This is a genomic window from Cesiribacter andamanensis AMV16, from assembly GCF_000348925.1.
Lineage (GTDB): Bacteria > Bacteroidota > Bacteroidia > Cytophagales > Cyclobacteriaceae > Cesiribacter > Cesiribacter andamanensis.
In genome coordinates, this window is sequence record NZ_AODQ01000033.1 from 24,652 (window position 1) to 37,112 (window position 12,461).

At 56.6% G+C, this 12,461-nt stretch carries 7 protein-coding genes and 1 pseudogene; 1 reads left to right on the forward strand and 7 read right to left on the reverse strand.

What is annotated here, in order from left to right:
• Positions 1 to 106: 106 nt before the first annotated feature.
• The 5 genes and pseudogenes from ADICEAN_RS08215 to ADICEAN_RS08230 all read right to left on the reverse strand — a co-directional run bounded on the left by ADICEAN_RS08215 (position 107) and on the right by ADICEAN_RS08230 (position 6,633).
• A complete protein-coding gene (locus ADICEAN_RS08215; protein WP_009195107.1) occupies positions 107 to 1,840 on the reverse strand; it encodes a SusE domain-containing protein in 1,734 nt (577 codons plus the stop codon).
• A gap of 126 nt (positions 1,841 to 1,966) precedes the next feature.
• Entirely contained in the window at positions 1,967 to 2,779 is an 813-nt protein-coding gene (locus tag ADICEAN_RS23870; protein ID WP_394330748.1) for a RagB/SusD family nutrient uptake outer membrane protein, read from the reverse strand.
• A pseudogene (locus ADICEAN_RS23875) lies at positions 2,777 to 3,454 on the reverse strand (RagB/SusD family nutrient uptake outer membrane protein); the annotation flags it as partial. The pseudogene ADICEAN_RS23875 and the gene ADICEAN_RS23870, both read right to left, overlap by 3 nt.
• A gap of 17 nt (positions 3,455 to 3,471) precedes the next feature.
• Positions 3,472 to 6,402, reverse strand: a complete 2,931-nt coding sequence (locus ADICEAN_RS08225) for a SusC/RagA family TonB-linked outer membrane protein (protein WP_009195109.1) — start codon at positions 6,400 to 6,402, stop codon at positions 3,472 to 3,474.
• 27 nt (positions 6,403 to 6,429) lie between these two features.
• Positions 6,430 to 6,633, reverse strand: coding sequence for a hypothetical protein (locus ADICEAN_RS08230; RefSeq protein ID WP_040396555.1), 204 nt, complete (start codon positions 6,631 to 6,633; stop codon positions 6,430 to 6,432).
• A gap of 396 nt (positions 6,634 to 7,029) precedes the next feature.
• Between ADICEAN_RS08230 and ADICEAN_RS08235 the strand changes: the two genes are divergently transcribed.
• Positions 7,030 to 9,975, forward strand: a complete 2,946-nt coding sequence (locus tag ADICEAN_RS08235; RefSeq protein WP_161622674.1) for a triple tyrosine motif-containing protein — start codon at positions 7,030 to 7,032, stop codon at positions 9,973 to 9,975.
• A 224-nt stretch (positions 9,976 to 10,199) separates the two neighbouring features.
• On the opposite strand, the gene pncB is transcribed toward ADICEAN_RS08235, so the two are convergent.
• Both pncB and ADICEAN_RS08245 read right to left on the reverse strand, forming a co-directional pair.
• A complete protein-coding gene (gene pncB / locus ADICEAN_RS08240; RefSeq protein WP_009195112.1) occupies positions 10,200 to 11,384 on the reverse strand; it encodes a nicotinate phosphoribosyltransferase in 1,185 nt (394 codons plus the stop codon).
• A 71-nt stretch (positions 11,385 to 11,455) separates the two neighbouring features.
• Positions 11,456 to 12,461, reverse strand: a 1,006-nt coding sequence (locus ADICEAN_RS08245) for a M1 family metallopeptidase (protein WP_040396556.1), incomplete at its 5' end; no start/stop codon positions are given.

A 12,461-nucleotide genomic window follows, 5' to 3' on the forward strand; every position in this document is an offset into this window, starting at 1 on the left:
GCTAGGTCCCTTAAGCCTGCAGTTGTTTGGTAACGTCTGCCGGAGAGCCCCTTGGTCCTGCTGCCCAACCATAACCAGTCAGGCCAGGGGCTCGCCGGGCAGCCCGTTACTGTTTCACAAATTCATAGGTGCCGATGCTGTAATCATTGGCTACTTCTATGGTTACATCGTATAAGCCGCTTTCGGTGATGTTGGTAATGTTGTCGCCACCGTTGGTCATGGTGCCGCTGAGAGCGGTGGGGCTATCGGCCCCAAACTGTACATCCCAGGGAGAGAAGAACTTGGAGTGGTAGCCGGCGGTGAGCTGTGCCCCACTCAGCCGAAAGGTATAGGGGTGCTCGTAGGTCATGAGCAGCTCGCTGCGTCCATCCCAGCCTCCGCCCACTTCATCCCAGTGAAAGAGCTTGATGTTGTAGTACATCCAGCTAACGGACTCACTGGCAAAATCTACCGTTAGCCGGTAGGCCTGATCCCGGGCTACGGCCATGGCCCCGCTGCCGGTACCAAAGGGCAGGCTTCCCTCAACCTTATCGGCATTTGGGGTATCGGTCTGGCCCAGGCTTCCCTCCAGGGCATAGGAGGTGCCGCTGCCGTCGCTGGCCGAATTCAGGCTATAGCTTTGGCCGGCCTGCAGCGCCAGGTGCCGGCCGCTGGTAAAGCGGTCGCCATTTTTGGTCAGCTCGGCCACTACCTCACCACCCGCCAGCAGGAAAAGCTGCTCGGGGGTTTCGGCAGGTCCGCCGCCTCCGGTATATTCCTCGATGGAATAGGTATATTCATCGCCTGAGAGAGTAAGGGTAAACACATGCGGCCCAACGCCTGTAGAAGGGATATCTTCAAACTGTATACCCTGCGTACCGGCCTGCGATTCCATCACCAGCTGGTTAGTAGTGCCCTTAATGCGCTTGAGCAGATAGGCCCAGTCGCCATTGGCGCGGAACACAAAGCCGCTGGGTTCTGTGAGGTCTACTGTGCCTTTCCAAACCCCATTGCCCTGGTACTGCAGGGGCGCATCGCCACCCCAGCCGCCCTGGATGTTGCCCCCTACTACGCTCCATTTGTCTATCTTCAGCAGGTTGTAGGTGTTGGTATTGAAATCTACTGTAATGCGATAGGTACCGGCTGCAGGGGCAGTAATACCTGCACCGTCTTTCTGCAGCTGGCCGTTTGTGCCGCCATATTGCAGCGATTGCTCGGAGGGCTGGCTGTAGAAATGAAAGGTTTCACCAGCTTTTAGCGAAGTATACACCTCAAATACGCTGGTGGGATTGCCGTCCGGGTCCGTAAAGGCCTTCATGGGGATGGCATTGGCAAGGGTACTACCCTGTTCAGTAGCCGGGCCGGACAGGTACAGGTCCAGCGGGGCCGATTCGGTCAGGAAGCGGGTAATGGAGATCGGCTGAAAGCTTACCGTTTCCTTATCGAGCGAGCGGGCCACTACTCCCCACTGCAGGTCTACGGTAGAGCCGGCCTCGTAGCCGGCGATAGAAAGCGCCTGATCGATCTGGCGGGCAGTAGGGGTCGCAAACAGGTCCCGGCCATTGGTGCCAGAGGAAACCCTGTAGATGGGCGCACTCAGGTCGGCGCTGCCGGCCTCTACCAGTACCAGGGAGTAGCGTATGCCGTAGTTTTTGCTGGAGGTGGCAGGGCCCCACTCAAAACGCAGGGGGGCTGTTGGGTTATCTTCATCCAGCACCAGCACGGCATTGGCCGCAGGGCTGGTGGGCTGCGCCATACTAAGGTCCCAGTTGCCAATGGGGTCCAGATTATCCTTTTCTTCGCACGACCAGACTACAGAGAGCATGATCAGCAGGCAGGTAAACAGGTGTATCTTTTTCATACTGAAGTTTTTGCAAAACATGTTTTAACTAGAGAAATGCGTACCACAGGTCTTGAAGCGCCAGCCCCGGGCAAGGGGGCTATACCCCCCCTGCTCAGGCGTGTAGCCTGCAGGCGCTTGCAGCTGTTATGGATTTGGCTCCAGCAGGGGGTTACGGTTGATCTCCTGTTGCGGAATGGGCAGCAGCAGGTCGCTGGCCGTTGCATTGTAGTTTACCGCATTGCCGGTACGCAGGTCTATCTCCTCCAGGCTGTTCATCACCTCAAGGGCTACGCCATAGCGGCGCAGATCATCCCAGCGCTGGGCTTCCTGCGCCAGCTCCAGGCGGCGCTCGTTCAGGATCACTTCCCGCATGGCTGCTTGTGAGCTGGCCACTGCCTGCGGCACATTCTCAAGCTCTACCCGGCGGCGAATGCGGTTCACCTCGGTGGCGGCATCCTGCGGACGGTTCAGCTCATTGAGTGCTTCGGCCTTCAGCAGAATTACATCCGCCAGGCGGAAGATGTACTGACGGTCGGCACTGGCCCAGCCGCTGGCATTCTTCCACTTATAGGCAAAGGGGATCTCGCTGCCCACCGCATTGCCCCAGTACTCATCGGCCCAGGGGGCCTGCTCAAACAGCACGGTAGCATTCTTGCGGATAGCATCGCCCTCTTCATCAAAGGCATCAATCAGGTCATGCGAGGGGGTAACAAACTTGCGCCAGGTATCTCCGCTGATGGAGGGCGGCAGGTGCATCTGGGGTGCCCAGTTGCCTTCGTTGGCGCCCAGGAACTGCACTTCCATAATGGATTCTGCATTGTTGTAGTGCTCGCCATCAAACAGGTGGGCATAGTTGCCCAGCAGCTGGTAGCCGGCCGGGCTGTTGATCACCGCATCGGCATGCTCCAGCACCTTGGCCCAGTTGGGTGTAGGGCGCTGGGCATAGGCTTTGGCCATTAGGGTATTGGCAGCGCCACGGGTAGCCCGGGCCTTGTTTACATTGGCCTCGCTTCCATACCGATCGGGCAGCCGGTTGTCCAGGGCGTAGGTGAGGTCGGCAATGATCTGGTCATACACCTCATCTGCTGAGGCCCGGGGCTTGCGCACCACGGCCGGATCGGCCGATTTTACGGTTTCCAGCATCAGGGGTACCCCACCCCACATTTTCACCAGGTTGTAGTAATGGTAGGCGCGCAGAAAGGCCGCCTCGCCCATGATCTGCGCCCGGCGCTCTTCGCTCAGGCTGGGATCTTCAATAAGGGGGGCCCGCTCCAGCACCAGGTTGGCCTTGGCAATACCATTGTAGATAGAGGACCAGGCGCCGAATACCCGGCTATTGGTAGGGGTAACCTCCAGGGCATCAATGGCAAAGATCTCGGGATTGTCCCCACCGGCATAATGGTTATCGGCCATTACGTCCTGAAAGAGTACATTATCCCACACATACCAGTCGGAGGACTGGAAGGTCTCGTAGGCCCCGGTGAGGGCGGCCTCCAGCTGCGGGCCGGTTACGTAGGCATTGTCGATGGTCTCTTCCGAGATGGGCGCCAGCGTAAGGTAATCCTCACAGGCGGTGGTGCCCAGTGCAAGGCTAAGCCCCAGTGTATACAGTACTATATGTTTCGTTTTCATAAGAAAGGCGCTAAGAATTAAAAGGCTACATTTAATCCGAAGATGATGTTGCGGGTCTGCGGATAGGTACCAAAGTCTACCCCCTGGGTAAGGTTGCTGCCGCCATAGGCATTTACCTCGGGGTCAAAGCCAGAGTATTTGGTAAAGGTGAGCAGGTTTTCGCCAGTGGCGTACAGGCGCACCATGCCCAGCTTAGCCCGGCCTACCAGCGATTGGGGCAGGTCGTAGCTGAGGGTGGCGGCTTTTACGCGCAGGTAGGAGCCATCTTCCACAAAGCGGGTGGAGATGCGGGAGTTGGCTATGCCTCCGCCGGCACGCGGAATATCGGTTTCATCGCCGGGGCGTCTCCAGCGGTCCAGTACGGCTATGGTCTGGTTCTTAGGATCGATCATGCCCTCGGTCTCAATGCGGGTGGCATTGAAGATATCATTGCCCTGCGAACCCTGCAGGAAGATATTCAGTCCAAAGCCCTTATAGCCAAAGGTATTGGTAAGGCCGTAGAGGAAGTCGGGATTGGCATTGCCAATCACTACCCGGTCGGCGGCGGTGGGCGTTTCGGTGCTTTCGCCATTGCGGTCGATGTAGTACATATTGCCCGTTTCAGGATTTACGCCACCGGCCACATAGCCATAGAACACGCCCAGGGGCAGGCCTTCGCGCACCAGGCTTACCTCGCCACGGCCGGCTACATTGGCCGTATAGATCTCCTGCCCTACTATGCTTACTACTTTATTGCGGTTAAAGGAGATGTTGAAATCGGTGGTCCAGGTAAAGTCCTTGGTATAGTTGCGGGAAGTAAGCTGGAACTCAAGCCCCTTGTTCTGCAGCTGGCCAATGTTCTGCACGGCATTATCAAAACCGGTTGAGCGCGGCAGGGGTGCGTTCAGCAGCAGATCGCGGGTATTACGCAGGTAGGCATCGGCTGTAAAGATCAGCCGGTTGTTCAGCACGGCCACATCCACCCCAATGTTGGTTTGCTCAGACTCCTCCCATTTCAGGTTGGCGTTCTCAATAGAGGCCGGATAGGTACCGGGCATCACCACGCCCCCAATGGGGTAGTTGCCGCCGCTGCCTACACGGCCCTGGTAGGGGTAGTTGCCAATGCGGTCGTTGCCCACCACACCCCAGCCGGCGCGCAGTTTCAGGTCGGTCAGCACCCCTGCGTCCTGCAGAAAAGCTTCTTCGGAGATGCGCCAGCCGGCAGAGAAGGAGGGGAAATAGCCCCAGCGTTTGCCGGGGCCAAAGGCGCTTGAGCCATCGGCCCGGAAGTTGGCCGTAAACAGGTAGCGATCGGCAAAGTCGTAATTAAACCGGCCGATAAAGGAAGCATTGGTTTTTTCTGACTTGGTAGCGTTGGCGCTGATGAGCTCGGCACCACCCCCTGGGGTCACTACCTGGTCGCTGGCAAAGTTGCGGCGCTCCATGGAGCTCTCCTGCCACTGGAACTTCTGGGCTACAGTACCAGCCAGTACATTGAAATTGTGCTCGCCCCAGCGCTTGGTGTAGGAGAGGGTATTGTCCCAGATATAGTAATCGGTAGACCAGGTCTGGTAGCGGCCTATGCCCTGCATGGCCCGCCCGTAGCTGGTGCGGAAGGGATCCAGAAAATAGTCGTAGTCAGCCACGTTCTGGTCTATGCCAAAGTTGCTGCGGAATTTGAAGCCATCCAGGAAACTTACTTCGCCGTAGATGTTGCCCAGTACCCGGTTGTTGCGGTAATCCCGGATAGCGGCATCGGTGCTGGCAATGGGGTTTTCCCAGTTCTGGAAGGGGTTGCTGGTAAAGGTGCCATCGGGGTTGTAGATACCGATCACCGCAGGGGTAGACAATACGCCCAGAATAACCCCGCCCTGGTTAATGGCCGAGTTGTCGGTTACATCCACATCGCTGTAGTTGCTGTAGTTGATGCTGGTTCCCAGGCTAAACCAGTCGTTCACCTTCTGGTCCAGGTTGAGTTTAAAGCTGTAACGTTCCATTTCGGCACTGCGTACGGCGCCTTCCTGCTGCACCCAGCCACCCGATACATAATAGGAGGTGTTGTTGCTTTTGCCGGTAAGGGAGAGCTGGTAGTTCTGGGAGGTACCGCGCTGAAACACTTCCTGCTGCCAGTCGGTATTATTGCCTTCAAACTGGCTCCAGTTGGTGTTGTAGCCCAGTTCCTGCATCAGATCGCGGTACTGCTCACTGTTAAGCACCTTAAGGGTATTCCAGACCTGCGAGAAGCCCCGGTAGGCACTGAACTCAAAGCGGGGTTTTTCTTCCTTACCCCTCTTGGTGGTGATCAGCACTACCCCATTGGCGCCCTGGGCACCGTAAATGGCGGCAGAGGAAGCATCTTTCAGGATCGAGATGCTCTCGATATCGGCAGGGTTAAGCGAGCGGGTATCGTTGGTAGGCACCCCATCCACCACATAAAGCGGCTCACTGCTGGTGTTGATGGAGTTGGTACCCCGGATGCGGATGTTAAGCCCGGCACCCGGCTTGCCCGAGGGCGATACTACCTGCACACCGGCCGCCCGGCCCTGGATCAGGGAAGCCACCTGCGTATTGGGGCGCGAATCAAAGGCTTCGGTGCCTACTACGGCCACAGATCCGGTAATATCCTTTTTCTGCTGGGTGCCGTAGCCTACCACAATCACTTCGCTTAGGGTCTGGATGTCGGGCATCATCACCATATTAAGGGTGTTGCGGTTGCCTACCACCACTTCTTCGCTCAGATAGCCAATGTAGGAAAACACCAGTGTATCACTGGGGCTCACCTGCAGGGTGTAGCGGCCATCGAAATTAGTAACAGCTCCACGGGTAGTGTTTTTTACCCGAACGTTAACCCCTGGCAGTGCCTCAGCGGTTTGTCCGTCGGTGACTACCCCCGAGAGGGTGCCCGTTTGGGCCCAGCTCCAGTGCGTTAGCAGCAGAAGCAGAAAAGTTGCGTACAAATTACGTTTCATACAGATGAACATTAATGCGTAGTGGATTTACAAGTCGTATTTGAGGATTGGTTGTAAGGTCAATTGGAGGATCAGCAGCCGCTGCGCCATCGCCTTAAGAGCGCGCAAACGATTGTAGGCCGATGCCAAAAAAATACCGGCCTGTGCCGGGCAGCTACCTGCCGCCAGCCCTGCCCATAACAGGCCGGGCGGGGCAAGCGGGTTTGGGGGCATGTACACCAGATGCTTCATGTAAGAGTATCGGTTAGGTAGCGCTTCTGTTCATCCCGCCCGGCCGGCAGCGCTGCTAGCTGAAGCAGGAGGCGCGGGAATTCTACACAAGCTAGGAGCATGTCAGGGGTCTGCCTAATTTTGGGCTACACCTCTGCTACACCACGCCAGATGCCCGCTACGCCACCACTACTTCAATTGATTTAACCTGTTGATTATTAACTATTTATATCAATTTTTCAGCAAGGCCTTTTCCTTTTTGTGTAGCATTTTTTCCTGCATGCATGGGGATGCCACCACAATCGATTAACTTAAAAGGCACCTTTTTACAGGCAGGATGGTTAAACAAAAAGCCGGCACCTGTCCTGCCAATGTCTTTACATGCACATGCCCCCAGCCTCTATCCTCATATCCATCATGCGCTCCTTCCTCCTCTCCCTGCTGATGCTACTGCTGGGCATCGGGAGCAGTCCCGCTCAGCCGCTGCCAGAAGCTATACCCCTGCAGGGGGTGCCTGCTCTTACCCACTATACCCGCCAGGATTTTAATGCCGATCCGCAGTTTTGGGCGGTAACGGAAGATTCGGCAGGGGTGATGTATTTTGGGAATAATGACGGGGCCCTGGTGTACGATGGTGAGCGCTGGCACAAGGTATTTCTGCCCAATAACTCAGCGGTGCGCAGCCTTACAACCGACTACCGGGGGCAGGTATGGGCCGGCGGGTACAACGAGCTGGGCCAGATCAGAAAAGATGCCCATGGACGGTATGGCTACCACTCCCTGCTGGACAGCCTGCAGCTAAGCGGCAAAAACCTGGAAAACCTCTGGCAGATCCATGCCCTGCCGGGTACTGTCATCTACCGCAGCTTTCATAAACTGCTGGCCATCAGCGGCAGCAGACTCACCGAGCTGCCCACCACCAGCACTTACCTGCACTCGTATCTGGTGCATGATCAGCTGCTGGTGCAGGACAAAGAGCAGGGAATTTTGCAGCTGGATCTGGAGAAGATGAAGTTCAGCACCCTGTTTTCGGCCAAGAGCCTGCAACATGAATCTGTTGTAGCCCTGCTGCCCGCCCGGGAGGTACACCAGCTGCTGGCCGTGGCCCAGAGTGGAAGGCTCTACCTGCTGGACCGCAAAAATGGGTCTGTAACCCTCTGGAAGAAGCTGTTTACAGAAGGCGCCAATGATCAGGTGATCAGTGGCCTGCGCTCCAGCCGGGGCCTGTATTACCTGGGTACCCTTAGCTCCCGCATTCTTACCCTGAGCGAAACAGGTCAGTTGCTGGAAGAAGAAAACCACTTTGAGCGCCTGCAGGACAAAACGGTGCTCAACCTCTACGAAACCAGCAGGGGCAGCCTCTGGGTGCTGCTGAACAGGGGGTTGGAGTACCTGGATTATAGCTCCCCCGTAAGCACGCTCTTTGATAATGCCTCTATTTACGATGTGCTGATCAACAGCAACCATATGTACCTGGCCACTAACCAGGGGGTCTTTTATACCCCTCTGAACACTGCTTCCTCAGCCCTGGAGCGGCTTCGCTTTCAAAAGGTGCAGGGCCTTGAGGGACAGGCATGGTCGCTTCGCATGCACCAGGGCGAAGTACTGGCGGGGCACGACCGCGGCCTCTTTGTTGTGCAGCAGGGCAGCAGCCGGCGCATTGGCGAGCTGGAAGGGGTATGGCGCGTGCTGCCCGCCACCGGCCACCACAACCGCTACCTGGCCTGTACCTACAAGGGGCTTTACGTGCTGGAAAAAGAAGCCGCCAGCGGCTGGAGGGTGCTTGGCTACCTGCCCGGCTTTGCCGAATCGATCCGCGACATCCTGCCCTCCGATACGCCCGGCACCTACTGGGTATGCCATGGCTACAAGGGGGTATTTAAGATTACGCTTGATGAGGAGCTGAGCCGGGTAAGTGCCGTAGCACATTTTACAGACCAGAACGGCCTGCCCTCCCCCTTCAATATCAATGTGTTTCGCTGGGAGGACCAGATTGTGTTTACCACCAATGAAGGTATTTATGCCTATGACGAAGCACAAAACCAGTTCCGGCCCTTTGCTCCCCTGAATGCCATTCTAGATCCCTCCCTCAATACCCGCAAGCTGCTGCAGGCCGGTGACAAAACCTGGTTTGTGCAAGATGATGAGGCCGGCTTCTTCATAACCCGGGAAGGAAAGCCCAGCCTGCAGAAGGAGCTGTTCATTCAGTTTAAAGGCACCTTTAACCGGAGCATGGAGTCTATTTTGCCGCTTGATAGCAAGCGGGTACTGTTGGGTACCAATACCGGCCTTCACCTGTTTACCATTCCCCATGAGCAGCAGCCCCGGCAGGTATCCACCCTGCTGAGCAGCGTACGCTACCAGTCCGGCCAGCAGGAACACTCGCTACCCCTGGCCGCCAGCACCAATGGCTATGCCCAGCTGCCCCACACCACCAGCAGCCTGCGGTTTGAATTTGCCGCCCCGGGCATGGACAACAACGCCAGGGTGCAGTACAGCTACAAGCTGGAGCATGTAGATGAGGCCTGGTCTCCCTGGCAGGAGACCCCTTATAAAGAATATAGCCACCTGCGCCCGGGCCGCTATACCCTCAAAGCCCGAAGCAGAAGCCTGCTGGGCGTAAGCGGTAGCGAAACGCTGTACCAGTTTGAGATCCTGCCCATCTGGTACAACACCCCCTGGGCCTGGGCCCTCTATGCCGCGCTGGCCGTGCTGCTGGTAGGCCTGCTGGTGTTCCTGATTAGCCGCCGCCTGGTAGCGGCCAGCAACAAGACCCGCCGGGAGGAGCAAAAAGCCCGCAAATTGCTGGAGCTGGAGCTGGCGCAGCTAAAGCTGAATGCCGAAAAAGAGCACATCCGGCAGGAAAAAGAACTGCTGGAAGAGGATGTGATCCATAAAAGCAAGGAACTGGCCAATTACACCATGCTGCTGGTAAAGAAACGGGAAGTGTTTGCCGAGCTTATCCTGGACCTGAGGGCCCTGCGGGAAGCGGCTAAGAACGAAAGTGCCCGAAGCGGCCTGCGGGAGATCATTAAAAAAGTGAGCCACCACCTGTCAGATGAGGAGTACCTGCAGGTTTTTGATACCAACTTTGAGAAGATCCACCACGAATTTTTCACAGCCCTGAAGGAGCTCTACCCCGACCTGAACCAGCGGGATCTGCGCCTGTGCGCTTTTGTGAAGATGAACCTCACCAACAAGGAGATCTCTCCCCTGCTGAACATCTCGGTACGGGGGGTAGAGACCGCCCGCTACCGCCTGCGCAAAAAGCTGAACCTGGAGCACGAGCACAACATGGTGGAGTTTCTGGAAAAACTATCCCCTTCGGCTACTGAAGAACCGCAGGAGGTGGAAGAAACCTAAGCGCTGACACACAAAAAACCCCGTATGGGCACGAGGTTTTTTATTAAGCAGGTAAAAAAATTAACTGAGGATGGATTGTATGCTCAAAACTACCCCCGTCTGGCTTGTTACACAAATAGAATGTCTAGATGAGGGGATAGAGCTGCTTTATCTCCCCTCCCCGATCAGTTTTCGCCCGCCGCCCGCCTAAAAAGCCTGTTGGGACTCTCCCGGGTATAACACGCTCAGGGAATCTGCAGGAGTTTTTTGGCCAGCTCGATCATTTCCGGGCTGCCGGTGTATTTGCCCCGCTCGTCGGATAGTTTTACTACCGGGATCCACTGGGCGCCATCGGGCTGGGTTTCGGTCATCTTGATCACCATGTTCATGGGCTGTACGCTTACATCATTGGTCAGGCTGGTGCCAATACCAAAGGACATGCCGATGCGCCCCCGGCAGTGCTCCACAATGCGGGCTACCTTTTCATAGTTAAGGGCATCGGAAAAGATAATGGTCTTGCTAAGGGGGTCAATGCCCTTGCGTTCGTAATGGCGGATGGTTTTTTCGGCAAAGGCTACCGGATCGCCGCTATCGTGCCGCACCCCATCAAACAGCTTGGAGAACATCTTATCAAACTGCTCCAGAAACACCTCCGTGGTGTAGGTATCCGAGAGGGCAATACCCAGATCGCCCCGGTACACCTCTACCCAGTGCTGCAGGCCCAGAATGTTGGCCATTTTAAAGCCGTAGCGGGCAGCATGGAACATAAACCACTCATGTGCATGGGTGCCAATGGGCTTAACCCCATGCAGGCGGGCCAGGTGTACATTGCTGGTCCCTACGAAAGTTTTTTCTCCGCCCCCCTTCAGCGCCCCCACCACCAGCTGGTGTACCTGATACGAGTGCCGGCGGCGGGTGCCAAATTCGGCAATGGTTACGCCCAGCCCCTTGTACTGCTCTATTTTGCGGCGGGTAGTCTGCTGCACCTGTTCATCGCCTACGCGCTCCAGCCCGCTCAGGGGATAGTACAGCTCAGAGATGAGCGCCATCAGCGGCACCTCCCATAAAATGGTGCGGTACCAGTAGCCTTCTACGGATACATGCAGCTCCTCCCCCCGCTGCTCAATCGTTACCTCGGCCGGATCGTAGCTGTAACCCTGCAGAAAATCAAGGTAGGTTGGGTCCAGGTAGGGACTGGTGGCGGCCAGCCACTTTTTTTCTTCGGCCGTCAGGCGCAGCTCGCTCATGGCTGCCACCGCCTCCCGCAGCGCATCGCCAAAGCCCGGCGGAAAGGGGTGCCGGCCCCGGTTGATGAACTGGTAGCGGGCCCGGGCCCGGGGAAAGAGCTTCACCACCCCATGCTGCATGGTGAATTTATAGAAATCATTGTCCAGCAGCGAAGGCAGCCGGGGAATGGAAATAGTGGCCATAGGTCTATACCGTAATGGAATGTGTACCTGCCCGGGCCGGATGCCCGTAACAGTCCGGCCAGGCAGGTGCTTTACTTAGAAAGTGAGGTTTCAACCGTTTGGTTAAACGATCCCACATAAAAATCAGGATCAACCCTAATTTCTGTACCCGCCGGCACCCCCTGCAGGGGTTTCCAGCTGGTGGTAGGTTCCAGCCAGTGCTCGGTATCGCCAATGCGCACCTTTACGGGCATATCAAAGCCGGCTACGGCATTGCCCCAGCGGTAGGCCATGCCGCCATCCAGCAGGCGGTACTCCAGGGTAGGGATTTGCACCGAGCGCAGGTACTGGTTGAAGATGGGCGTAAGGTCCCTCCCCATGTGCTTGCTCAGGTAGCCCTCGATCTGCTCAGTGGTAACGGTCTGGTGGTAGAATTCCCGGTTCAGGCCCCGCAGGATGCTGCGCCACTTCTCATCATCCTGTACCAGCTGGCGCAGGGTGTGCAGCATGTTGGCCCCCTTGTAGTACATATCCCCGGAGCCGCTCTGGTTTACCCCATAGGGGCCTATAATAGGCTTGTCGTTGCGGATGCCCGAGCGGGTGCCCCGCACATAGGCGCTGCTGGCTTCCTTTCCATGGTGGTAGTCCAGGAAAAGATTTTCGGAATAGGCCGTAAAGCTCTCGTGGATCCACATATCGGCCACATCCTTGTAGGTGATGTTGTTGGCAAACCACTCGTGGCCCGATTCATGGATAATGATGAAGTCGAATTTGAGTCCCCAGCCCGTCATGCTCAGGTCCCGGCCCCGGTACCCATTCTGGTAGCCATTTCCATAGGTGACCGAGCTTTGGTGCTCCATGCCCAGGTAGGGGGCTTCTACCAGCTTATAGCTATCTTCATAGAAGGGGTAGGGTCCAAACCAGTGCTCAAAAGCCTGCAGCATGGGCTTCACCTGCTTGAACTGTTCCTTTGCCTTGCCAAGGTTATCCCGCAGCACCCAGTAATCCAGGTCCAGCACCCCTTTTTCGCCCTGGTACTTTTCGCCAAAATGCACATAGTCGCCAATGTTGATGTTCACCCCATAGTTGTTAATGGGG